Below are 23,559 nucleotides of genomic sequence, written 5' to 3' on the forward strand. Positions count from 1 at the left end.
GCCGCGGCATTTCGCGCGGCCCCCTTGCGGCAACACAGCCCGCAAAGCATAACCTGCATCAACGGAGGAAAAGGAGTTTGCTATGATCGGTCGTCTGAACCATGTCGCCATCGCCGTGCCGGACCTTGAAGCCGCGTCGGCGCAATATGCCAACACGCTGGGTGCGAAGGTCAACGCCCCGCAGGATGAGCCGGATCACGGCGTGACGGTAGTGTTCATTGAACTGCCCAATACAAAGATCGAACTGTTGTACCCGCTGGGTGACGATAGCCCGATCAAAGGCTTCCTTGAAAAGAACCCCGCCGGTGGCATCCATCACATCTGTTACGAGGTCGATGACATCATCGCGGCCCGCGACAAATTGAAGGAATCCGGTGCGCGTGTTCTAGGAACCGGAGAGCCGAAGATCGGTGCGCATGGCAAGCCTGTTCTGTTCCTGCACCCAAAGGACTTTAACGGCACACTCGTAGAGCTGGAGCAAGTCTGATGGGGATCACCTCGGCCATTGTTCTGTTCGCTGTGATTTGGTTCATGGTGTTGTTCATCACGCTGCCAATCCGGCTGCGAACGCAGGGCGATGAAGGCGAGGTGGTGCCGGGCACCCACGCGGGTGCCCCAGCAAACTTTAACCCAAAGCGTACCGCAAAAATCGTCACGATGATTGCGGTCGTGCTTTGGGTGATCATTGCCGGGACAATCCAGTCCGGTGTGATCAAAGTCAGTGACTTTGATGGGCTGAATCGCCTGACGATAAAGAAAGTCGGTGGAACTGATGAGTGAACGTAGCGGCGCCCAAAACGGGCACCAAAAGGTTCAACAGCGGTACGGATAGCGGCATCGCCATCAAAATCCCGGCGGCCCAGATTTTAAGCCCGTGCTTTTTGCGCAGAGCAGTGGCCGCCGTGTTCCCGATGCGTCGTGCCGCGACCATCTGAAAATATTCACGGCCCAGCAGATACCCGTTCACCACCCAAAACAGCACCGGGGCGAAGGGGCCGACGAAGAAGTAAAAGATCAGCGCAACGATGTTAACCGCGATCAGAACGCCGAAAAAGTTCACGCTTTCCCTGAACGCTTCGTAAAACCCAACGGGTTTGGCCGGTGGCAGGTGAGGATAATGCCGGTCCTCTACTGCGGCGGCGACCTCGTCCAGAAACAGACCGGTAAAGGCCGACGCAACGGGCACCATCAAAAAGATAGACAGGAATATCATCAGGCCGACGGCGGCGAATGATAAAAGATCACCGACCCAACGAACCTCGCCAATAAACGGCAACGTCGTCCCGTCGGGAACCGCCCAGCCGATCAGGCCAACGAAAAGCGCGGTGATTGCCGCCAACAAGATCAGAGTCAGCCCGATACCAAGCCAAAGCACCTTGCGAAACCGTCGGTCGGTTAGCTGGGCGATCGACTTTAGAAAGTCGTTGAAAATCATTCGCTGACCCAGTTCGTGATGGCATCCAGATCAGGGCGCGGGCGTTCTGGCGGGGCCGAGGTTTCGGTGCCCAGATGAATGAACCCCGCCACGCTTTCGTCTGCGGAAAGGCCAAGACCCTGTTCCACAAATGCCCGGTCGTGCGAGGCCCAGCCGCTTAGCCAATTCGCACCCCAGCCAGAGGCAAGCGCCGCATTGACCAGCGCAAGACAAACCGCCCCGGCGGAATATACCTGCTCAATCTCGGGCACTTTGGCCGAAGGTTTCGGCGCAGCGATCACCGCAACGATCAACCCGGCATCAGCAAAAGATTTGCGCGTCTTTTCAATTTGGTCGGCATCCATGCCAAGCGCCTGACCCCGTTCAGCCGACAGCGCGGCCAAACGGTCGGTCGCTGCGCTTTCTAGAACGATGAACCGCCAAGGCTCCAACTTGCCATGGTCCGGAGTGCGCGCCGCTGCGGTTAAGATCGGGACAAGCGCGGCTCGCGCCGGAACCGGTGCTCTAAGTGTTTTGGCCGGTCGGGAACGGCGGCTTAGCAAAAATTCCATCGCAGCGGGGTTTGGGGTTGGCATGGCATCTCCGATATTTTTACTCGGGAAATATGTCGGCGTTGCGCGCGCGCAATTCAACCCGGAAATCACCGTAACGCTGGAAACTGCGTTCTTCCGGGGGAAATCTGTGGTCTTTCCTGCATTGCCCCCGCATTTTCGTGTCAGATCACCCCCAAGGGACGACAATGACCAACCCCGACCTTTCGCATCTTTCCGCACCCGGAACCGAAATCGCACTGCGCGTCACGCCCAAAGCATCGCGCAACGCCGTGAAACAGGAAAAGGGCGGCCTGCGCGTTTATGTGACAACGGTGCCAGAGGGCGGCAAGGCCAACGCGGCGGTCGTTAAACTGTTGGCAAAGGCCGTGGGTGTGCCAAAGACGCGGCTGCGTCTGGTGCGGGGCCAAACCTCGCGCGATAAGGTGTTTATCGTGCTGGACTAAGCCGCGCGTTACTTGTTTTTCCCGACAAGCTTGTAAACCCCTTCGGGTAGATCCAGCGCGGCGGCAAGCTCATCAATCTGCGTCAGGGATAACGTGATTTTCTGAACCTTGTCAGTGCGCTGATCGTATTGTTCGACCGTAATACACTCTTCAAACGCATTGATGGTCACGTCTTCCTGAAGGTGCCCCCCGCCTTCGTCGACAAGGGTGATAACGGTGGCGTCAAATTCGTGCTCAATTGTAAACATAAGATCAGGCTAGCCCGGCCCGGCGGGTTTGGAAATGGCAAACCTGCGCTGTCGATGACAAAGAGTTTATGGCGCGCGATCATATATTCGCGCTTGCCGGAAAGAGTTGATTGGCGTCGGGCGTCACAATCACTATCTTGAAGCGACTAGAGTTTGGAGTTTGCCAATGCGTGTTGTTTTACCACTGATCTGCCTTGCCCTGTCGGGCTGTGTTGTCACCACAGTCGATACTACATCCCCGACCGCGCCGTCGCGCACCTCGTCTGTTGCGCCGGGGCCATCCAAAGTGGCGTCGCGCAATTTCAATTCGGTGGTGAAACGGGTCGAACCAGTGGCCGAGTCGATCTGCCGCAGGCGTACCTCTGGCGCAAATTGTGATTTCAGAATTCTGGTGCACCCCGACGCTCGTCAGCCATCCAACGCCTATCAAACGTTGGATAAGTCGGGTGTTCCGGTCATCGTCTTTACGCAGGCCCTGATCGCCGAAACCCAAAACAATGATGAATTGGCATTTGTGCTGGGTCACGAAGCTGCGCATCACATCCGCGGCCACATCCCCAAACAGCAGCAATCCGCGACCGCAGGCGCGTTGTTGGCGACGGTTGGTGCGTCCATTCTTGGGGCCGGTCAGGCAGGCGTGGACGTGGCGCAGCAGCTTGGCGCGACCGTTGGCGCCCGTGCATTTTCCAAGGATATGGAGCTTGAGGCAGACTCCCTTGGTACCGTGATCGCCGCGCGGGCAGGGTATGACCCCATCCTTGGCGCCAAGTATTTTGATCGTATCCCCGATCCGGGCGATCAGTTCCTCGGCTCTCATCCGCCGAACAAAGAACGTCAGAAAACCGTGCGCCGCGTCGCAAAGGGTCTTTGATCCGTGTCAAAGTGAAAACACCGCGTTTCTGTTCTTCTTAAGGGGGTTTCCCTTTCAAAAAGGACAGAAGCGATGTTTGGCTTCAAGAAAATGGATGAACACGCCGATCTGGTTGGCCGGATGGCCGACGCGCTTGGCGTTGATCTGATCGAAGAAATGCAGGCCGGCCGGCTGGCCCCGCAAGAGTTGCGCGCGACAGTCGTGCGCTGCGTCGGGTGCGGCGGTGCTGAAGACTGCGCACACTTCCTTTCCGCGCATCCTGATGGCGCTGATCACACGCCTGCCTATTGTCGAAACAAGGATCTGCTGGAAACGCTTCGCGGTGCTTAAGCCATGCCCGATTGCAGTAAGCTTTCACTGCATTTCTGGCTAACGCAAAGCATGGCGCGCACAATCGGCGTGAACCTACATCAAGCGCTGGTCAGAGGGCAGTTTGCGCGCAGCGACTATACCCAAACCATCGCGGAATGCATGGCATGCGCCCAGACAGAAAAATGTGTGCCTTGGCTGGCTAAGCAAGGCGCTGGCGCTGACCACCTGCCAGACTATTGCGCGCTGAAATCCACGTTAGAGGCGCTAAAACCCTAGCGCACGTTATGAGAACCAGCGCCCAATCACATCGGTCGCGGCTAGGCTTTGCAGTGTACATCGCCCACAGCGCCCTGTTGCGGGGTTTGGCTGGGTAACGCCCTAGGTCCGGTTGGAGCCCACTTTGTCGAATGTTGCACGTTGCACCAATGGCGGTGGAGCAAAAAAGCAGACGTTGCATAGTCATGCACTTGGGCTAGTCTGAAGTTGTTTCCAGACTGGCGCTATTTCTATCTTCACGTGAGCTATTCGGAATTTTGATGCCAAAGAATAAGTCAAATCTTGGGTGCTGCGCGCTTACTGGTTCACGCGGCAAGTTCGTAAAGTGCCACATATTACCACAAGCCTTTACCCGCCCTGCAGTGAGAGGCGAAGCTTTGTACCAATCGAGTAAAGCGAGGGGAGAGCGAAGAAGATGGTCCAGTTGGTACGACAAAAACCTAGTTACAAGGGAAGGAGAGGATTTTCTTTCTGAAATAGACGATGCAGCTATTAAGTTACTCAGGAGGCATCAACTTGTCTGGAGCGGCTGGACAGTGTTCCGGCCGTATTTTGAGAAGATGGCGCTTACGTTGCCAGATCATGGCTATCGGAAGGTGAAAATTGCCGATGTAAGCACATTGATCCGTTTTGCGCTTAGCGTAGCTTGGCGAGCGTCCGCGTCGTCGCTTCCAGATATGGCGGAAGCAAAACTCGGGGAGGAAGAAGAAAAAAGGCTAAGGGAGTTTGTACTAGGAGAGCCGATTGTTGGCGCTTCGCCGTTTCCTGTTTCGCTGACACAGCTTTCAACAGTAGGGATGACACACAATCAGTCTCCGTGGATCGACGAGAAACAAATTTTTGACCTGGAAGGCTCTAACGATCAATTCGTGAAGATCATGCGAATTTATTTAGACGGCCTAATTCTGCATGTGCATCTATCTCAATTTCCCAAAGAACATGTTGCGGGCAATCCACTCTTCTTGGGCAGTGCCGACCATGCGCTCATCACGTCTGTTACTTACGAGGCATCTTTTCAATATGAAAATATGCTGCACCTAATGCGTGAATGTCATCCTTCACTGATTGAAGGGGGCTGACTGCGTCCGCTCTGGGCCGGGTGCAGCCATTGGTGCAACCGCAGCGAATTCACACTTCGTCCCGCAAAGCGGACCAACGCGGTTTGTGGACACCCCCAACAAAAAAAGCGCGCCGATTTTCACCGGCGCGCCTTCAAAGACTAAGTTGTGGTGGGTTTACCGTTTCCGGTCCCGGCGTGAGCTCATGGGCTGGAACGCCACGCCTACGTGGGCTTCGCAATAAGGCTTACCTTGTTGTACGCCCAAACCGCAGAACCAGAATTCTTCGGTTGCCGGGTCACCGATGGGCCATTTGCAGGTGCGTTCGGTCAGTTCCATCAGCGAAATCTTCTTCGCCTTCTTCTCAACCTCACGGACCGAGGCAAGCGCCTCGGGGCTGATCTCATTCGCGGACGGCTGCGGCGGCAATGGCTGACCGGCCGGAATAATCTGCTTACGCGCGGAAATCGGCGTCGGGGGCGGGTTCGCAGAAACCGTTGCAGGCTCTGGCTTGGGCTGTTTCACCTCGGCCTTGGGCTTTGGCGCGGCCTCTGCCTTAACGGGCTTTTCCTTCGCAGGCGCTTTCGCACCGCCGCCGCTTCCGGCGCGGTTCGACAGGCCAAGGCGATGCACCTTGCCGATGACAGCATTCCGGGTCACACCGCCCAGTTCTTTGGCGATCTGACTGGCCGACTGGCCTTCGCCCCACATTTTTTTCAGCGTCTCAACACGCTCTTCCGTCCAGGACATCCTGCTTCCTTGGCTGACGGCAACCGGCGGGCAACGCCCTTCGCACCCAGTCACCTTGGAGAATTCTTACTTACCCCTATTCTATTCGGGGTAGGCACCGGGATACAAGCCCGGTGCAGGCATACATAGCTGGGAAGTGTAATGAACAATTCAACCACCATGGGCGTTCGCCGTTTTGGCCGGGTAAACTGGCTGGGTCTTTATACCCTCGCGTCCAGAGAGATTCGCCGCTTTTTGGCGGTCTGGACACAAACCCTTGCCGCGCCTTTGGTCACGGCGGGCTTGTTCCTGACGGTGTTTGCGCTGGCCATCGGCCCGACGCGCGGGGATGTGATGGGTGTGCCGTTCGTTCAATTTCTGGCACCGGGCATCTTAATGATGACCGTGATGCAGAACGCGTTTGCGAATACATCGTCCTCGATCGTCATTTCAAAAGTGCAGGGCAATATCGTTGATACGCTGATGCCGCCGCTATCCCCGGCGGAACTGGTTGTCGGTTATGTGGCCGGCGGCATGGCGCGTGGTATGTTTGTGGCGCTGGCCATCGGTGCGGTGATGGTGGTGTTCCTTGGCATGGGCATTGCGCACCCGTTGTGGGCGCTGGCCTTTGCGATCCTTGGGTCGGCGTTTTTGGCGGGCCTTGGAATCGTGGCGGCGATTTTCGCTAACAAGTTCGACCAGATGGCGGCGATTACCAACTTCGTTATCACGCCGCTTAGCTTTCTTTCGGGTACGTTCTATTCGATCGAAAACCTGCCCCCGGTGATGCAAGCGATCACCCACTTCAACCCGGTCTTCTACCTGATCGACGGCGTGCGTTATGGGATCATCGGCCAATCTGACAGCAACCCTTTGCTTGGTGTCGTGATCTGCACCATCGCCACGGCGTTCGTATTGCTGCTGTGCTGGCACTGGTTCCGCCGCGGGTACCGGATGAAGGCGTAAGGGGCGGCGGTGAAATACGCTGGCCTTCGCCAAGCCACGCTTGCCATCCCGGAATTTTTCGCCAAACATTTGCACAAGCGGTGGCGATGGCGTCGCCACGGGGGCATCTGCCCCACGCTTGGCGGCAAAGCCCGCCTGTCGTCCTGAACGCCGGGACCTTTCTTTAGGCCCGGATGCACTCCGTGCCGTTTCAGGAGGTCGTGATGACAAAAAACGAACGCCCAGAATTCTTTAGGTTTCACAACGGTCAAAAGGCCCCGCTGCCTTTTGCGCCAGCAGAATATGACGCGCGCCTGATGGGGCTGCGGTCTGCCATGGATCACGCGGGGGTGGACGTTGTTGTTCTGACCTCGATGCAGAATATCGCCTATTATTCGGGGTTTTTGTACTGCACGTTCGGGCGGCCCTATGGGCTGGTCGTGACGGCCAGTGAAAGCGTGACAATCAGCGCCGGGATTGACGCAGGCCAGCCGTGGCGGCGGTGTCATGGCGATAACATCACCTATACCGACTGGACGCGCGATAACTTTTGGCGCGCGGTTCGGCACGTGGCGGGCGAAGGCCGCGCCGTTGGGTATGAAGGTGACCACCTGACACTGGTGCAGTCCGACAAGCTAAAGGCGTTCCTTTCCCCGCGTTCCGTGAAGGACATTGCCCCCGCCACGATGCAACAGCGCATGCGCAAATCACCGGCAGAGATTGATCTGATCCGTGCGGGTGCCGCCGTGGCCGATGTGGGCGGCTATGCCATCAAAGACTCCGTAAAGGCCGGTGCGCGCGAGATTGACATCGCCATGGCAGGACGCGACGCGATGGAGCTGGAAATCGCCCGCCGTTACCCCGACGCCGAATACCGCGATACGTGGGTCTGGTTTCAGTCAGGGCTTAACACAGATGGCGCGCATAACCCGGTGACCGCGCGGGTGCTGGCGCGGGGCGATATCCTGTCGCTAAACACGTTCCCCATGATCTCGGGTTATTACACGGCGTTGGAACGCACCATGTTCGTGGAGGAGGTGGACGACGCCTCGCTTGCGGTCTGGAACGCCAATGTGGGGGCGCATGAACTTGGCATGTCGCTGCTGAAGCCGGGCGCCACCTGCGCCGAGGTGACCCATGGCGTGAACGCGTTCTTCGCCGAACGGGACCTGCTGCAATACCGTTCGTTTGGGTATGGGCATTCGTTTGGCGTGCTGTCGCATTATTATGGGCGCGAGGCGGGGCTTGAACTGCGCGAAGATATCGACACCGTGCTGGAACCCGGCATGGTCATTTCGATGGAGCCGATGCTGACCATCCCCGAAGGCCAACCCGGCGCGGGCGGGTATCGCGAACATGACATCCTGATCATCACCGAAGACGGGGCCGAAAACATTACCGGCTACCCCTATGGGCCTGATTTCAACGTGGTCGGATAGGTCACGCTTCAACGCACGGATTTCGCCCTCTGGGGTGGGGCGATGTGGTATCCTAAGTCACGGGCGCGATTTTGCCCGTGACACTGGCCGGTTTGGCCAACTGATTTTGAAACTCAATTTTTGACGATGGAGGGTGCGATGATTGAACTTCGCGCAGCACTTTTTGCCCTTGCTTGCGTCTCAACACCGCTTTGCGCACAGACGTTGGATGTTGCGATCCAGGTTCCACAAGGTGACGGTCAGGCCGCCAATTGTGCGCTGGATGTTGTCGCGGGGCTAAACCCGAATGGCGACGGTTTTCTTGCGGTGCGCACCGGGCCGGGAACGCAATATCCGCAGATAGGGTCATTATATAACGGTGATCAGGTCATCGTTTGCGATGCGCGCGGAAAGTGGCGCGGCGTGTTCTATGGCCCGAATATGGGAGAGGGCAGCGGACAACGCGGTTGGGTCCATAGCAACTGGCTTAGACCGCTGGCAGGGTAACGGGGCAGGGCATTTCGCCCCGCCGCCGATCACTTATTCCATCCAGCTTACGCCGGTCAGGTCATTGGCCTGAGTTGGTGCGTTTTCCCAAAGCCCTTGGATTTTGGAATTCGCCACGCCCGTCTTGGCCAGCTGGAACAGATAACCGTTCACATAATCCCCGGCGATCATGGTTTGCGCCTGTTTCAGAATGTCAGAACGCATCGCCGGATCGGTCGTCAGGTTCAGCTTGTCCATCAGCGCGATGAACTCGGGCTTACCGTATTGGAAGTAATATTCGGGCCGGGCATAGATGTTGATATCTGCCGGTTCTGTGTGGCTGACGATGGTCAGGTCAAAGTCTTTGCCCTTGAACGCCTGTTCCAACCACTGGGCCCATTCCATGTTGGTGATCTCTGTCTCGATCCCCACGGCACGCAGTTGGGCGGCGATGATCTCTCCGCCGCGGCGGGCATAGGTGGGGGGCGGCAGGGCAAGCCGCAGCGTCAGATCGGACACGCCCGCCTCGGCCAACAGGGCCTTGGATTTTTCGGGGTCAAAGGCCGACAGGCCGGTCAGATCCACATAGTCCGGGTTATGCGGCGCGAAATGCGTGCCGATGGGCGTGCCATAGCCAAACATCGCGCCATCAATGATATCCTGACGGTTGATCGCATGGGCAATCGCCTGACGCACCTTCACGTTATCCAGCGGCGGCATGTGGTTGTTCATCGCCAAGATCGTCTCACCCTCGGTCGAACCGACGATGACGCTAAATCGTGGGTCGGCATCGAACTGCGAAAGCGTCTCGGGCGCGGGGAAGTTGGGGAAGGCATCCACATCACCTGCCATCATCGCGGCAAAAGCTGCGTTCGGATCCGAGATGAACTTGAACGTCGCACTTTCCAGCGCGGGCGCCGGGCCCCAGTAATCAGGGTTGCGGGTGATTTCGACGCGGTCGCCCTGAACCCATTCGGCAAATTTGAACGGGCCGGTGCCAACAGGCGCGGTGGCCGCCGTTTCAACAGACTCGGGCGCCACGATCACCGCATCGCCCCACGCCATCTTGAACGGGAAACTGCCATCAGGGGCCGAAAGCGTGACCTTCACAGTGACCGAGTCAACAGCTTCGACCGATGCAATGCCCGTAAACAGGGCTTTTTGCGCATTGGTGCTGTCTTCTGCTGTCGCCCGCTCTAGCGAGAATTTGACATCGTCGGCGTCCATCGTGGTGCCATCGTGAAAGGTAACCCCTTCGGCCAGATGGAACGTATAGACGGTTCCGTCATCGCTGATGTCCCAGCTTGTCGCAAGGCCGGGCACCACCGCGCCGTCGGGGGCGAAACGGGTTAAGCCTTCGAAAATGTTTGCATAAACAACTTCGTCAATCGCGGCAGCGGCGCCGCCGGTTGGGTCAAGGTTTGGTGGCTCCAGAACCATGCCAAGGGTGATTTTGTCATTCGCGGCAAGGGCCGCGCTAGAGCTGAGCAAAATAGCTGCAGCCGTCATACGGAGGGTACGCATGTTTAGTCTCCCGCTTCGGCCCGCGAAATGCGCGGATGCTTGCCTATGAAACGCGTTGACGGCGCGTAACGCAAGCAGTGCGTGCGCAATATTGTTGCGCGCCGCAGCGTTGGGCTGGTTTTTCTGCGCTGCGGCGGTATAAGACAGCCCACGTTTGACCTGCCTTGGGAGGATTGCCGTTGAGCGCGACGATTAAACGAACAGTGCCGACTCCGTCGGATATTCTGGCCCGCAAAGGCGGTACGCCGCTGGTATGCCTTACCGCGTACACAACCCCCATCGCCCAGTTGGTTGATGAACAGTGCGACATCGTGCTGGTTGGCGACAGCGTCGGTATGGTTCTGCATGGTCTGCCCTCTACGCTGGGTGTGACGATGGATATGATGGTGATGCACGGTCAGGCGGTTGCACGCGGGCTTAGCCGTTCGATGATGGTCGTCGATATGCCCTTCGGCAGCTACGAAGAAAGCCCCGAACAGGCGTTTCGCAACGCCGCGCGACTGATGGCTGAAACCGGCTGTTCCGCTGTTAAGCTGGAAGGTGGGGTGGAAATCGCCCCGACGATCCGGCACCTGACCGCACGCTCCATCCCGGTGATGGCCCATATCGGGCTGACCCCGCAGGCGATCAACACGCTGGGCGGTTACAAGGTTCAGGGCCGTGGCGAAGATGCCAAGCGAATTCTGGCAGACGCCGACGCTGTGGTAGAGGCCGGCGCGTTCTCTGTTGTTCTGGAAAAGGTTCCGGCAAACCTTGCGGATGAGATTACAGCGCGCATTCCGATCCCCACAATCGGGATTGGTGCCTCGGCGGGTTGTGATGGGCAAATTCTGGTCGTTGACGACATGCTGGGCCTGTTCACCGCGTTCAAACCCAAATTCGCCAAACGCTATGCCACGCTGGGCCAAGACGCGGCCACAGCGATTGAATCCTATGCGGACGAGGTTCGCGCCCGCGAATTCCCCGCAGCCGAACACATCTTCGGCGATACCGCACCGGAGCCTAAGAAGTGATAGCACCCATTCTGCGTACCCTTGCCGACCTGCGCGCGGCCACGTCGGCGTGGCGTAAGGCCGGTGAAACCGTTGCCGTTGTTCCCACCATGGGCGCGCTGCACGACGGGCACCTAAGCCTTGTACGTGCCGCCAAAGCCGGTGCCGACCGGGTGATCGTTACGATCTTTGTGAACCCAAAACAGTTCAACAACCCCGAAGATCTGGAAAACTATCCCCGCACCGAACATAAGGATGCCGAAAAGCTGGAACCGTTCGCGGTGGATGCCATCTATGTTCCCGATGTGGATCAGATCTATCCCGACGGTTTTGCCACCAACGTCAGCGTTTCCGGCGTAAGCGAGGGGCTGTGCGGTGCGCATCGTCCGGGCCATTTCGATGGCGTGGCGACGATTGTCAGCAAGCTGTTCAACCAAACGCAGGCCGATAAGGCGTTCTTTGGTGAAAAAGACTTTCAACAGCTAATGCTGGTGCGCCGTATGGCGCGCGATCTGGATATCCCGATCGAGGTTGTCGGTTGCCCCACCATCCGCGAAGAAGACGGGCTGGCGCTGTCGTCCCGCAACCTTCTGCTGTCTGACCGTGCGCGCGTTTACGCCCCTGCGCTGAACGTGGCGATGACCCGCGCGGCCGAACGTATCGCCGCGGGCGAAGATGTGGCCACAGTTTTGGGCGAAGCCGCAGCCGAGGTTGTGGCCGGTGGGTTCAACGATGTTGAGTATATGGAGCTTCGCTCTGCCGAAACGCTTCAGCCGATGACCGCGCTAACTGGCCCCGCGCGCCTGTTGGCGGCGGCCAATCTGGCCGGTGTGCGCCTGATCGACAATATCGGCGTCAAAGACTAACGCACCAACAGCTCTTTCAAGGTCAGCGCCATCACTTTGGCGCTGTCCACCATATCGTCGATGCCAACCCATTCGTCGGGCTGGTGGGCAAGGTCCAGAATGCCGGGGCCATAGGCGATGCAGTTCTTCAGCCGCCCGATCCGGTCGATATGTTTCTGGTCATAAGTGCCGGGGGACACGACGTATTCGGGCTGTTTCGCCAAAACCTTTTCAATCGCCTGCGCCACGGTTTTCACCACTGGCGCGTCTTTTTCCGTCATCGTTGGCTGTACCTCGAACAGATCACGGATTTCGTATTCAAAGCTGGGGCGCTGGGCCTTCACGCTTTCCAGCATGGCGGTGACTTCGCGCTTTACCTCGGCGATGTCCTCTTCAATCAGGAACCGGCGGTCCAGCACGATGCGGCACCGGTCGGGCACACAAGGGGCTGGCAGGCCGGTATAATCCGGCTCCTGCTCGGCCTCGCCGCCGTGGATCGAGTTGATGTTCAGCGTCGATTGCCGCGCCCCTTCGGGCACGACGGGCATGGCGGTGTGTTTGGTGGCCAGTAGGGGGAACAGCGTGCGTTCCATCTCTTCCAGCACGGCACTCATGTGGCGCACGGCGCAATCGCCAAGGAAGGGCATCGAACCATGGGCAATCCGCCCCTTGGTTTCGATTTCAGCCCACCAGACACCGCGATGGCCCAGGCAGATACGATCTTTGTTCAGCGGTTCGGGGATGATGACGTGCTGAACGCGTTCGGGGTTGAACCAACCCTTTTCGGCCAAATAGGCAACGCCGCCGTAACCGCCGGATTCTTCATCCGCTGTGGCCGAAATTTCGACCGCGCCGGCGTAGTCGGGGCAGGTTTTGATAAACGCCTCGGCCGCGATGATCGACGCGGCAAGCCCGCCCTTCATGTCGCACGCGCCGCGCCCGTAAACACGCCCGTCTTTCACGACGCCTTCGAACGGGTCCACCGTCCAGCCATGGCCAACCTCAACCACGTCATGATGGCTGTTGAAATGCACACATTCGCCGGGTTTGGTCCCTTCGTGGCGGGCGATGATGTTCCAACGGGGGTGTTTGGCGCTGTCCGCCGGTGCCCCTTCGGCGCGGATCATTTCAACCTTAAACCCGGATCGGGCCAACCGTTCCGCCAGATACGAACATATTTCGCGGTAATTCCGCCCCGGAGGGTTCAACGTGGGGATCTTGATCAAATCCTGACACAACGAAATCAAATCGTCACGTTGCGCATCCACAGCCTGTTTCAGCTTTTCGTCAAAAAATTCTGCCATTTCCAAACCCTAGCTGGCACTTTTCAGTGCGACAATGCAACAATGTGCCAAAACTGGACGACCCGCCGATGTAATTCGGCGTAACATTACCCATATTCTAATCAGATCGTACTGATTTAAGGAGTTAAAATGGCCGATTTCGATGCGCAAATTCGCGAATCTCAGGAACAGGTTCAAGCCGCACAGGCCCGAATTTCCGAGCTAAGCAGTAAAATTGAAACTGCTGGGGCTAAGTTGAAATCGGGTGATGATATTTCCATCGATATCGAAAACGCCTCGCTTGAAGACGTACATGCGCATACCGAAGCGATGAACGCTAATATCGCCGAACTAATTATGGGTTTGGACGATGTGACCACCGGCTTCTCAAAAGACTTTGATGAGATGCGCAATAAAACCGGCTGGGAAAAGTTTGTCGGCATATTCGCGGGCGGTAAATCCGAAGCGATGCGTCAGGAACGCATGCGCTCGGCCAGTATTGACGACAAGCTGCAGGATTTGATCGGCAAATCCGACGTGATCGTGCAACTGCTTCAGGGTCAGCTTGATATGCTGAATGAACAGAAGGAAAAAGTTGGCGCGAACCTTACCGAAACGCTGGACGAACGGGAATTCACCGTCGGTGACCTTGAAAAACTGCGTGCAGAAATCTTGGCGCTGGACCCCGAGATTATCGAACTTGAAAACAAGATTTCGGTTGAACAGGACGCCGCCGCGCGGACCAAGCTGGAAACCGAACTGGCCGATCTGAACACCCGTTATAATGAGATGGTCCAGAACGAACAGGTTAAGCTGGCCAAATCGCAAACGCTGGAACGTTATATCGAAAAGGGTAAAACTTGGGTCGATAGCCTTCAGAACCAAGCGGCCACACAGATGGTGCTGATCAACAAGCTTCAGACAGACACAAAACAGCGTGTCGTTCTGTATGACGCCCTGACGAAATCGTTGAAAACCGCACAGCAACAGGACGTCGCGCACCGCATTAACGAAATCGGTGTGAAGACCGATCAAGAGGCGCAGACAGCCATGGCGGCAATCGGCTCTGCCACGAATTCGCGCATGGCCGAGATGATGGAGGCCCACGAAGACCACATGGTTTTCGCCCGCGAGGTGCTGGAGCAAAAGGCAAAATCCGACGAACGCTTTGCCCGCCGGTTTGCCGAAATCGTCGAAAAGCACGACAAGAACCTTTATGGGGCTTAAGCAGAGCGTTGCGCCGATTTTGGGATCAGCACGGTCTGAATTATGACTGATACAGACCTTACCAAAGACCACGCAGGTCTGACCGACACCTATGCCGCGCGTCGGTATTTCCGGAAGTTTGAGAAAATCACCGGGCACCTCAGCCGTGTCGCCACCACGATGCAGGACGAGGGGCGGCTGACGCGTGCGGACGTGAAGGTCATCTTGGGCTATCTGGCAAAGATCAGCTTCAGCTTTCAGGCGCTTGGCAACAAATACCTGATGACAGGGCGTGATACCGGGCAGTTCTTTGGCTCGCTTATGATTGACCGCGTCGAAAGCGGCTTTCCGGTCTATTCCGAACTGCTGACCATGGCCAATGACGCACAACAGGCCGAACGCCACCTGCGCAACATGCCGGGTGCGGAAGAGCTGAAGGATCAGATGGTTCGCACGATTGTGGGTGATCTGGCGATTCCCACCAAGTTGCAGTTCGCCATGTCCCAGCGGCTCTACTACGAAGCGCTGCAGAAGGGGGTTTTGTTCTGGGCGCAGAATGACCCAGAGGCGATCTGGCAAGGTAACAACGGTGATGAAAACCGCAACCCGCGCCGCCGGTTTCTGGTGCATTGGGCGGTTTACGACAGTCAGATCAACCTGCCCGTCATCTATCTGATGGAGGTCGAAGACACCGGCCGCGAAAGCCTGCCCCGCGATCAACGCCGCTGGCCCGAGGCGCAGCGTCATTTGATGGCGCAGTCGGTTGCCGGGCTAAAGCTGCTGACAATCGCCAAGGGGTTCGACACCGATTTCGACGACCTGCACCCCAAACGGCTGCGCCGTATTCACGTGGGGCCGATGCATTCATCGGCCTTCACCAGCCAATCCGGCCCACTGCACGACGTGCTGGATCAGGCGAACGCCCCTGCGGGCGAAGACTGGGCCCTTGCCTGGACCGTCGAAGAACTGGTCAGCGAAAGTGTGACCGAAGAAAAAAGCGGCTGGTTCGGTAAGGTCGAGCGGGAAATATTTGCGCTGGACCCATTTTCGGGCCGGGGTGCCGACACTGGGGCCACCCGAACCGAACGCGCAATCATTCTGCCCCAGCGTCCATTCCAGGTGCTGGCCGAAAGCAACCCGCCCGGCTTTCACGATGTGCGCAAATTCGTGGTCAGCCCGAATGGCCGTGTGTTGAGTTACAGATGATGGGGCTTGATGCTGGCGCAAGCGCAGAAACTTTCTTGCCTCCGGCGGAGGTATTTTCGCCAAGATGAATAGTGAAGGAATTTTGAGATGAGCCTGCCGTCTGACGCAATGGAGTTGCGCGAGGAAGAGATCGTAAAACACTATCCGGCGGCGGCTGCGATGCTGGAAGGGGTGGATCACACGCCGCGCATTGCCAAGGGAAAAGAGGCACCGCAGGAAGGGCGTTCGCCCGGTATCACCCGCACGCGCCGCTTTCGTTCCACCACGCCGGGGCTTGTCACGCGTTCCACCGCGCGGCCCGAAGGCGTGCGGCTGATCGAACGGATTGAGGGGGCTGATGGCGACGACCCGCTGGTGTCGCCGTTGCAGGCGACCGCATTGCAAAGCTTGCGGCGCAGTTTGGCCATTGGCTTGGCCGTTGGTGAAGGGTTTGGCGAACAGACCGGGCTGGCCGAGCTGAAGAAGGCGAACCTGTCTGGGCACCTGCCTGCCGCGCGCAAGACCGAGTTTTCGGAGCTGCTTGCCGCTGAGGCTTTGGTGACGCTGGCCGCTTTTGCCAATGCCACGGCGTTTCTGCTGTCGCCCCATCTGTCCGAGACCACTGTTGAGATTGGCGGGGTTGAGGAAATTCTGACCGACAACGCGCAGCTGGCCCTTCACGGCGCGCTGTGGGAGTTGGACCAAGACCTTGCCGCCTTTGCCAGTGACGAGCCGCGGATGATTGCCACGATCAGCGCCTATGCCGAACAGCTGATGGAAAAGCTGGGCCTGCGCGCGCAAACCGCCCCACAGCTGGAAGCGTTCAACAGCGCCAGCTATCGGGTCGAGGCGGACGATTTCACCATTCAGGGTTTCACCCCAGCGCGTCGGGGGAAGGGCAGCACCCTGACCATGACGTTCAAGAAACCGAACGAAGTGGTCGGCAACCACATCGCCAAATATCAGGCGATGAAGCTGGCCAAGATGGTTATGGCCTATGACTTTGATCGCAAGCTGAACCCGTTTGCGGAAATGGGCGGGTTCATCTTTACCTTCATGGGGGATGGCAAGCCGGGCACGGGTAAGACGACGCTGATCCAAATGATGGCTGGGCTGGTGAACGAATACTGCCAGAACGCGGGGTATCCGTTCCGGTATCAGAACTTCTCGATTGATCAGATCGACAGCTATCAGGGCAAATCGGGCCAGAACGCCAAGGCCTTTGTGCAGAACGTGTTGGACCCGAATGTGATCGGCTTTGGCACCATTGACGATATCGACCAGATCGCCGGTAAGCGTGGCGACCGCCAATCCAGCGCGGGCCAGCAAGAGGTCACGGCCGTGTTCATGGAGGCGTTTGCGGGTGCCAATACCGTGGTGCGGGGCAACTGCACTTTCGGCATGTTCTCGAACTATCCTGAAAACGTTGATGACGCTTTGCGCCAGCGGGCCGGGGCGCGGTTTTTGGTGGATGGGCCGCAAACGCGCGAAGATTACATCGACATCCTGCACCTGCTGATGGGCAAGAACCACGACATCCCCGTTGGGAACCACGAACTATTCGCCGCGCAAGAGATTAAGCGTGCCGTCGCGGCCAGTTTCGAAGGCCACGGCAAACCGCACGAAGAGGGGCTGTTGCGCGTCTGGGAGCAGGTCGAAAGTGACATCGGCACATTGGATACCATCGCCAAGCTGGGCACGTACCTAAAAGCGATCCAACAGGCGGATGAAAGGTTCACGGGCCGCGCCATCAAGAACATCACCGACGCGGTGAAGGTGCGCGCGATGGATTTCGAACTGCCCGACGAATGGATGGAAAACCCTGATCTGTTCCTGTTCAAACCCTATGACGAAAAACTGTCGATGATCCGCGGAATGACCCAGCCGATCACGGTCGACATGGTTGTGCAAGAGATCAACCGCTATGCCGACAGCGAATTCCGCTATGCCGACAAATCCGACGAGGTCGCGATCGAGAACGCCGTGCGCGAGATGGGGCGGATGGAAGAGGCGCGGAAGAGGTATGCGGAGGGGAGAGGGTGAGGTGCGTTCAACCATGACATCGGCGACGCCGGCATTTTGGGGAGCCGTGATACTAACGGTAGCTACTGTAGTATTCGTGCTATGTCTTGCGCTCGGCGAACATTGCGAGATGATTGCAGTTGGGCAAGAAGTCTGCATGGTTCGATATAGAAGTTTCCTCCGCCTTTCTCCTAATGAAATGGGGGACACGATTGCAGGGATCGCTGGGGCGCTTGCTTTGATTTGGGTGGCCGCGTCGGTTGTAATCCAAAGGTCTGAACTCTCTGCAACGGTTTTTGAGTTGAAAAAGACAAACAAACTATCGTCCGAGCGTGCAGCGCTTCGAGAATATGACCTGGTGCTAGACGATCTACTAGATGCCGTCGCATGTTTGGATACGGCGACATCAATGTACGGGGGATGGCGGTTCAGAAAGGGCGAAGGCGAACCCATCGAGAGTGCAGATCTTTTAACGCGATCCGACTGGAAGAAGGATGGCAGAGAGCAGTGGCTTCCCACCATCCAGAAACGCATAGAGCATCTCCAGAAGTTCTTTGATGACCCATTATGGATTCGCTACAAGTTTCCCCAAAGAGGGCCGGAATACCGAAAGCTTCTGGTTTGCCTTGGGCGTGTTGACGAGCTTGTTGATGCTCTCCCCCGTCTAGAGCAACGCTTGGTCAGGGAATGGCGTCTTCCTGAAGCGGCTCGTAGTTTCCAGGAAATTTGGGACGATGATCGCTACTGGGATAAAGAGGTGGCTACTTCATGAAACGCCTCATCCAAAAAGGCCTGATGTTCGGCAATCTGATCGAGGTTTCCAGCCCCGCCTTGGTCTCTCGGTATAACCGTGCGCTCAAGCATCTGACGGGTAAGACCACCGCGTTGAGCGATTTCCACATCGACATCTCCGGCTACTCGCCCGAGGTGGGGGATGAGCTGGGCGATCATCTGTATCTGAACCCCAACGGGGTGAACCGGCAGTTCATTCTGCTGACGACCGAACAGAAAACTGCGCCGCATCTGAATGCGAAATTTTCGACCTCTCGCGCGTTGCTGCGGCGTTTCATTGAAGTGAACGAACCGCAGCTTTTCGCGCTAACCGCCCATGATGCCGTGGTGGGGGAGCTTGATAACTCTGTCTTCGAACTCTCAACGCCCGAACGGTTGTTCGATATTCGCAAGATCACCGTGCATGCCGATACCACGCGCGAACATGTGGCCAGCGCCGAAAAGCTGGCGGGCCTCATCACCCGCTTCCGCGAGGAAGAAGACGCATGGTGGGATGACGTGTTGATTGCCCAGATGATCGGGCTGGCCAAGGAAACCGGTGATGTCACCCGTAACCCGATCCGCCTGAACGATGTCAGCACCGAACAGGGCAATTTCTGGACCGACCATTTCGGCGGCCTTTATGTGTTCCGCGATGTCGAACACCCGGCGGCGATTGCGGTGGCCGACAAGGCGCGGCTGGGCAAGCTGCCGCTGCGCTATGTGTTCGATCTGGGCGACCGCAACCAAATCGCCCACTTTCTGGAACTGAACGATCTGGTCGAACCGATTGTGAAAGCCCGCAATGTGGATGCAAGCGCCATCCTGCGCCAAAAGATGGATTTTATTCTGGTTGATGCCGCCGCCACGCTTGGCCATGACCTTGGCGGGGCCAACCGTCAGGATCTGCGCAAGCTGGCGCAACGGTTGGGGGCTGCCTTGCCCGAAGAGTTCAAAGCGCTGGGCGATCTGGCGCGCTGGGCCGAAGGGGGCGGGGACTGGCCGCGCATATCGTCTCAGCATCCGGCGTATTTCTATACGCTGCGCGCCGCACCCGGGCCGGACCGTGATATCGTGAACCAATTGCTTGCCGAACTAAGCCCGCTTGACGTGCGTCAGCTGTTTATCTGTCACAAACAACTGTTCTATCGCACCTATGCGGGGTGGTCGGATGCCAAGAAAGGCTTCGTTGCTGATTTCCTTGAACGCGAGTATCAGGTGGATAAGGCGGGCGCGCGGGCAGAACTGTTCGGCCCAGAGCCCGGGATGGAAGAGCCGAAGGCACCGCAGGACGACATCGTCGCACGCGTGGGCCCTTGGGGTGCGGTACGAAGGGGGCGCTGATGTTAGGTTTTATTCGACTGGGCGTGTTCGGCTTTCTTGGCCTGTGTGTTCTGTACCTTATGGTTGCGTTCTATTCCCGCTCTGTGCGTCGCGAAAAGCTTGAAAACCAAGCGGCCGAGCAGATCGCCGAAGGCACGCTTGAGGTAACCGGGTACGAAGCCTTTATCGAAAATGGTATGCGCGAGTACGAAGGCTCGTTGCGCCGCAAGTTGATCGTTGGGGTCTTTATCGTGCCGGTGGTTGCCGTTCTGGTCCTGATCTATGTAACGAATTTCACGTGAGGAATCTGATGCGCTACGTCAAATGGACAATCCTTTTCGTGCTGGCTCTCTTCGTGTTCAGCTTCCTTCACTATTCCATGCCGCAGCGCGATATCGTGCGGATCGTGAACACCTATGAGGAACGGCAAGACCTGAACGACTGGACGCGCATGTTCTGGTCGGTGCCGGACGATCAGTCGGGCAGCCTGTCAAACCGCGACGTGCAGTTCATCCAAGCGGTCAAGGCCAACGGCAAAACGATGGTCTATCGCAACGAAGATACCGGCTGGGGCTGGCCGCCCTATTTCAAGTTCGACACCGCGAACCTCTATACAGAGGCGAACGACGCGAAATCCACCAAGGACGCCCCGGAATGGTACGCGATCAAGCATTACGGCTGGCGCAACGAATTCCTGTCGATCTTTCCCAACGCCGTGGGCCTGCGCCCCGTGGACGGCCCCGATGCGCGCCTGATCCCGTGGGGTAACATCATCATCCTGATCGGTTTTGCGCTGTTCTTTCTGTTCCTGTCGCGGCTGTGGGCACAGTTCCGCGAACGCACAATCGACCCGCTGCTGGAAGATGCCGAGGAAACCTGGGACGCCGTAGACGAACGCGCCGACCGCGCCAAAGGCCGCTTTCGCGGCTGGTTGGATAGCTGGAAGGGGAAGCCACGGAAGTAGGGGGAGGGCGGAAAGCGGAAGTTCGCGGCAGGACAGTACGCGCTCAACGGTTAAGCGAAAGCGGACCTCCAAGCGCTGCTTGGAGCTAGGCAAGCATCGGCGGGATGAGTGCCAAGATTACGGCCTTAGCAACTTTTCAAGAATTTCCCTAAGTTCGTTTTGGTTTCCAAGTCCGAGTGTCGGCAATATCGAAGACAAGACCCGGACAACCTTCGTTTTCGTTGAAATACCCTCTCGCTCGAAGGCCGTGCTGATTGCCTCCCCGTGTAGTGATGGATCGCTCAATAGAAAGCGTTGGCGATCCCAACAGAATGTCCATCTTTGCCTTAACCAAGGCAGAAGTGTTCCTGAAAACAACTCAGTATTTCCCGAGGCCTCAGCTATTTGTATGACTTTAAACGAAAGTTCGAAGACCTGAGCGGGCGTCCCTTGTGCCTCGCCCGTCAGGACGCGACTCTCCAGAAAGACATTTTTTGCAGTTTGCATATAAAAGTCTTCAGAAGATCCATCGCATTGCAAACGGTTAAGAAGCTCTGGTCGCACTGTAAATTTCGATGAGCGAAATACCTCTTGTACAAACAAAGTTACCTCATCTGCCATATCCTTAAAAATGCAATTCGCAGAATATAGCAGAACAAATTGCTCAGCGACGTCAGAAAGCGAAATTTGTTGCTCTTTGCTGGCTATCGGGATTCTAGAATAGTTGAATTGAGCAACGTTATTGATGCTATCTGCACCTCTAGCTTGGGCATAAGCGTAGTAGGCGATTTGATCCCCGAGGGCTTCTACAAACAGCGTCCGATCCAAACGTGTAAATGCATTGTACATCTTCGCGGAAATCAACAGCATTTGACCTTCAACGAGGGGGCCATTTGGTAAAAAGTTGTCGAGGTTTTCCGTAATCCCAACACTCAACAAGGCGTTGTTCTCGGCCTTCGCCAGCATATACCAAGCCATATCAATAGGAAGCCGAGGCCATGAAGTCACATGGTTGCTTGGGTCTGGATTACTTACGCAACCTGGGAAAATCTTTGCTTCTACGCCGCCATCTAGAAAGAACTTTTTGCCTGTCGCGTCGTGATACAGCCAAATGATTGCATGTATGGCAATAGCGTAGCAACGCGCGGCTCGTTGCGATTTGTCGGGTTCAAAGCTCTGCATCTTAGTGAGCACAGCAACGAAGTCCTGAAGGCAAGTTTTCCGATCTCCGGCATGCCAACTTGCGATGGCTGCATCTGCCAGTAACCCGACACCCATTACCGCCATATCAGGAAGATCACTCTTCTCTGCCGCTGCACTGCCGTAAAGATAGTAACGGCGCGCAGCCTCAAAATCCCTCTCGTTTTCGGCGCTTATTCCGGCATCTCGACCCAGAAATGCCTTTTCGACCTCGCTTAAGGTCGCATCGCCTTCGATGAGCGTTTTGGAGAGTTCGAGGCTACCTTTGTGGTCATCTGAACGATACAAGACCTTCGCTTTTGCGCGAACAAGCTCGGAGTTGGTAGAGCCGTAGCGCTGCAGTCCCTCATCTAATAATGCTAAGGCCCCGTCCTTGTCGCTGCCATACTCGTCTAGAATTATGGCCTGCAACTTCCTACAACAAATAGCAAGCTCAGCCTGTCCCCAACTTGTCGCATATTCTTCGAGGCGAGCAAAAATTGGAACATGATTTGATGCATCAATGGTGTCAGCATCATGTTCACGTAGCCAAGCGCTATTTACGAGCATATCAATTTCAAAGTCATCGTGATGAAACGCGCGTAGTAGCTTTTCACGCAGTGCTGGTGGACTGCGATCAAGGTAGTCGAAAACAGCTAGTAGGTCGCGGATTTTCGATATTCTGTTCGATTGGTTCAGAAACATAAAAGCTATAGCTTCGACGCCTTCAGAGCCTGGAATCGCAAGGTGTTCGACCATTTCAGAAGGAAGTGTGTTGTCTTTATTCTCCAGAATTTTATTGAGCTTCGAAATAAGCTCTAGGAAGCCAATGCCTAGCCCCGCTTTTGAGGTTTGAAGTAAGATTTTTGAGTATGCTAACATACTCATGGAGGTTCTTATCGATGAGTCCTCAACCTCCAAGGCCTCTCGTTCAAAACACTTCAATGCGTCTGAAAACTGTTGGCCACGATCACTTTCTTGATTCAGTAGGATGAGTTGAGCAGCGCGGAACATCTGGCTGATTGCCGGTTCTGACGGATACGCGCTGGTATCTGTCCTGAACAACGTAAACATGGACATGTGTGGTGCAATGATTTCCAACTCATCATGCTCAGCACCAAAGATGGCCATACATATTTTTGCGATCACTGCTGTGTTCTGGCCGCTCCAAGCAGCAAGCAGGGCGGCGTTCATGTCGCTTACGTCGAGGCTCCGGCCTTTTGTTAGGGAAACGGCGATGGCGTTCTGAATGGTCTCTTTGTATTCGTTGGATAGCGTCTTTGCCGCATAATCTGACAACAATGGAGATAGGTGGAATCGGTCACCTTCTTGTTGGTCAACCCACGATCCAATCAGGCTATCCAACACAATCCCGGCGTCAGGTATGGTTGGTGAAACCTTCGCGAGATAAAACGCAAGCTCACGTTTGAAGCTACCCGTTTTTAGAGATAAACGTTCGATGAGGCGACGGCTGGATACTGACAATTCATCAAGAAGGCGTTCGCGAGTCT

26 protein-coding genes are annotated in these 23,559 nt (G+C 56.6%); 19 read left to right on the plus strand and 7 right to left on the minus strand.

Translation table 11 applies throughout. The features are described from left to right. Positions 1–82 precede the first annotated feature (82 nt). Positions 83–487, plus strand: a complete 405-nt coding sequence (gene mce / locus COL8621_RS03020; RefSeq protein WP_093965840.1) for a methylmalonyl-CoA epimerase — start codon at positions 83–85, stop codon at positions 485–487. Beyond that, complete coding sequence (locus COL8621_RS03025) at positions 487–780, plus strand: DUF1467 family protein (protein ID WP_093965841.1); 294 nt, start codon at positions 487–489, stop codon at positions 778–780. Before mce ends, COL8621_RS03025 begins: the two co-directional genes overlap by 1 nt. Here COL8621_RS03025 and COL8621_RS03030 read toward each other — a convergent pair. Beyond that, complete coding sequence (locus COL8621_RS03030) at positions 719–1,435, minus strand: EI24 domain-containing protein (RefSeq protein WP_093965842.1); 717 nt, start codon at positions 1,433–1,435, stop codon at positions 719–721. The two genes, COL8621_RS03025 and COL8621_RS03030, sit on opposite strands and share 62 nt — an antisense overlap. Continuing rightward, positions 1,432–2,010 carry a nitroreductase family protein gene (locus COL8621_RS03035; protein WP_093965843.1) on the minus strand — a complete coding sequence of 193 codons (579 nt, stop codon included), beginning with the start codon at positions 2,008–2,010 and terminating at the stop codon, positions 1,432–1,434. Before COL8621_RS03035 ends, COL8621_RS03030 begins: the two co-directional genes overlap by 4 nt. A 164-nt stretch (positions 2,011–2,174) precedes the next feature. Between COL8621_RS03035 and COL8621_RS03040 the strand changes: the two genes are divergently transcribed. Continuing rightward, positions 2,175–2,432 (plus strand): DUF167 domain-containing protein, encoded by a 258-nt coding sequence (locus COL8621_RS03040; RefSeq protein ID WP_093965844.1) that lies wholly within the window; start codon positions 2,175–2,177, stop codon positions 2,430–2,432. A gap of 8 nt (positions 2,433–2,440) precedes the next feature. On the opposite strand, the gene COL8621_RS03045 is transcribed toward COL8621_RS03040, so the two are convergent. After that, positions 2,441–2,680, minus strand: coding sequence for a DUF8831 family protein (locus COL8621_RS03045; protein WP_093965845.1), 240 nt, complete (start codon positions 2,678–2,680; stop codon positions 2,441–2,443). A gap of 166 nt (positions 2,681–2,846) precedes the next feature. On the opposite strand from COL8621_RS03045, the gene COL8621_RS03050 reads away from it, so the two are divergent. The 4 genes from COL8621_RS03050 (at position 2,847) to COL8621_RS18960 (ending at position 5,218) form a co-directional block, all read left to right on the plus strand. Then, positions 2,847–3,551: a M48 family metalloprotease gene (locus COL8621_RS03050; protein ID WP_093965846.1), complete on the plus strand. Its 705-nt coding sequence runs from the start codon at positions 2,847–2,849 to the stop codon at positions 3,549–3,551. A gap of 72 nt (positions 3,552–3,623) precedes the next feature. After that, positions 3,624–3,881, plus strand: coding sequence for a DUF6455 family protein (locus tag COL8621_RS03055; protein WP_093965847.1), 258 nt, complete (start codon positions 3,624–3,626; stop codon positions 3,879–3,881). 3 nt (positions 3,882–3,884) lie between these two features. After that, complete coding sequence (locus COL8621_RS03060) at positions 3,885–4,139, plus strand: DUF6455 family protein (protein ID WP_141137814.1); 255 nt, start codon at positions 3,885–3,887, stop codon at positions 4,137–4,139. Positions 4,140–4,399: 260 nt separating this feature from the next. Beyond that, on the plus strand, positions 4,400–5,218 hold the full coding sequence (locus COL8621_RS18960) for a hypothetical protein (RefSeq protein WP_141137815.1): 819 nt from the start codon (positions 4,400–4,402) through the stop codon (positions 5,216–5,218). Between the two features lie 156 nt (positions 5,219–5,374). Here COL8621_RS18960 and COL8621_RS03070 read toward each other — a convergent pair whose 3' ends face one another. Beyond that, positions 5,375–5,947: a GcrA family cell cycle regulator gene (locus COL8621_RS03070; RefSeq protein ID WP_093965850.1), complete on the minus strand. Its 573-nt coding sequence runs from the start codon at positions 5,945–5,947 to the stop codon at positions 5,375–5,377. Between the two features lie 141 nt (positions 5,948–6,088). Between COL8621_RS03070 and COL8621_RS03075 the strand changes: the two genes are divergently transcribed. From COL8621_RS03075 to COL8621_RS03085, 3 genes are all read left to right on the plus strand, one after another. Next, positions 6,089–6,892 (plus strand): ABC transporter permease, encoded by an 804-nt coding sequence (locus COL8621_RS03075; RefSeq protein WP_235823717.1) that lies wholly within the window; start codon positions 6,089–6,091, stop codon positions 6,890–6,892. A 203-nt stretch (positions 6,893–7,095) separates the two neighbouring features. Next, on the plus strand, positions 7,096–8,310 hold the full coding sequence (locus COL8621_RS03080; RefSeq protein WP_093966889.1) for an aminopeptidase P family protein: 1,215 nt from the start codon (positions 7,096–7,098) through the stop codon (positions 8,308–8,310). A 138-nt stretch (positions 8,311–8,448) separates the two neighbouring features. Beyond that, complete coding sequence (locus tag COL8621_RS03085) at positions 8,449–8,796, plus strand: SH3 domain-containing protein (RefSeq protein ID WP_093966890.1); 348 nt, start codon at positions 8,449–8,451, stop codon at positions 8,794–8,796. A 33-nt stretch (positions 8,797–8,829) separates the two neighbouring features. Here COL8621_RS03085 and COL8621_RS03090 read toward each other — a convergent pair whose 3' ends face one another. After that, positions 8,830–10,299, minus strand: a complete 1,470-nt coding sequence (locus tag COL8621_RS03090; protein ID WP_093965852.1) for an ABC transporter substrate-binding protein — start codon at positions 10,297–10,299, stop codon at positions 8,830–8,832. 179 nt (positions 10,300–10,478) lie between these two features. Here COL8621_RS03090 and panB point away from each other — a divergent pair, with 179 nt between their 5' ends. Further along, positions 10,479–11,312, plus strand: a complete 834-nt coding sequence (gene panB, locus COL8621_RS03095; protein WP_093965853.1) for a 3-methyl-2-oxobutanoate hydroxymethyltransferase — start codon at positions 10,479–10,481, stop codon at positions 11,310–11,312. Next, positions 11,309–12,157, plus strand: a complete 849-nt coding sequence (gene panC / locus COL8621_RS03100) for a pantoate--beta-alanine ligase (protein WP_093965854.1) — start codon at positions 11,309–11,311, stop codon at positions 12,155–12,157. Before panB ends, panC begins: the two co-directional genes overlap by 4 nt. Here the strand turns inward: panC and COL8621_RS03105 are convergent. Then, positions 12,154–13,440, minus strand: coding sequence for an acetylornithine deacetylase/succinyl-diaminopimelate desuccinylase family protein (locus COL8621_RS03105; RefSeq protein WP_093965855.1), 1,287 nt, complete (start codon positions 13,438–13,440; stop codon positions 12,154–12,156). The genes panC and COL8621_RS03105 overlap by 4 nt on opposite strands. 129 nt (positions 13,441–13,569) lie before the next feature. On the opposite strand from COL8621_RS03105, the gene COL8621_RS03110 reads away from it, so the two are divergent. From COL8621_RS03110 to COL8621_RS03140, 7 genes are all read left to right on the plus strand, one after another. Further along, positions 13,570–14,646 carry a hypothetical protein gene (locus tag COL8621_RS03110; RefSeq protein WP_093965856.1) on the plus strand — a complete coding sequence of 359 codons (1,077 nt, stop codon included), beginning with the start codon at positions 13,570–13,572 and terminating at the stop codon, positions 14,644–14,646. A 42-nt stretch (positions 14,647–14,688) separates the two neighbouring features. After that, positions 14,689–15,831, plus strand: coding sequence for a hypothetical protein (locus tag COL8621_RS03115; RefSeq protein WP_093965857.1), 1,143 nt, complete (start codon positions 14,689–14,691; stop codon positions 15,829–15,831). Between the two features lie 87 nt (positions 15,832–15,918). Further along, complete coding sequence (locus COL8621_RS03120) at positions 15,919–17,853, plus strand: AAA family ATPase (RefSeq protein ID WP_093965858.1); 1,935 nt, start codon at positions 15,919–15,921, stop codon at positions 17,851–17,853. Positions 17,854–17,866: 13 nt separating this feature from the next. Then, positions 17,867–18,604, plus strand: coding sequence for a hypothetical protein (locus COL8621_RS03125; RefSeq protein WP_141137816.1), 738 nt, complete (start codon positions 17,867–17,869; stop codon positions 18,602–18,604). Continuing rightward, a complete protein-coding gene (locus COL8621_RS03130; RefSeq protein ID WP_093965860.1) occupies positions 18,601–19,947 on the plus strand; it encodes a DUF6638 family protein in 1,347 nt (448 codons plus the stop codon). Before COL8621_RS03125 ends, COL8621_RS03130 begins: the two co-directional genes overlap by 4 nt. Continuing rightward, positions 19,947–20,228 (plus strand): hypothetical protein, encoded by a 282-nt coding sequence (locus COL8621_RS03135; protein WP_093965861.1) that lies wholly within the window; start codon positions 19,947–19,949, stop codon positions 20,226–20,228. Before COL8621_RS03130 ends, COL8621_RS03135 begins: the two co-directional genes overlap by 1 nt. A gap of 8 nt (positions 20,229–20,236) precedes the next feature. Further along, positions 20,237–20,890 carry a DUF1523 family protein gene (locus COL8621_RS03140; protein WP_093965862.1) on the plus strand — a complete coding sequence of 218 codons (654 nt, stop codon included), beginning with the start codon at positions 20,237–20,239 and terminating at the stop codon, positions 20,888–20,890. A gap of 117 nt (positions 20,891–21,007) precedes the next feature. On the opposite strand, the gene COL8621_RS03145 is transcribed toward COL8621_RS03140, so the two are convergent. Then, positions 21,008–23,533 (minus strand): hypothetical protein, encoded by a 2,526-nt coding sequence (locus COL8621_RS03145; RefSeq protein ID WP_141137817.1) that lies wholly within the window; start codon positions 23,531–23,533, stop codon positions 21,008–21,010. Positions 23,534–23,559 lie beyond the last annotated feature (26 nt).

Source organism: Actibacterium lipolyticum (assembly GCF_900184935.1).
Taxonomy (GTDB): domain Bacteria; phylum Pseudomonadota; class Alphaproteobacteria; order Rhodobacterales; family Rhodobacteraceae; genus Actibacterium_A; species Actibacterium_A lipolyticum.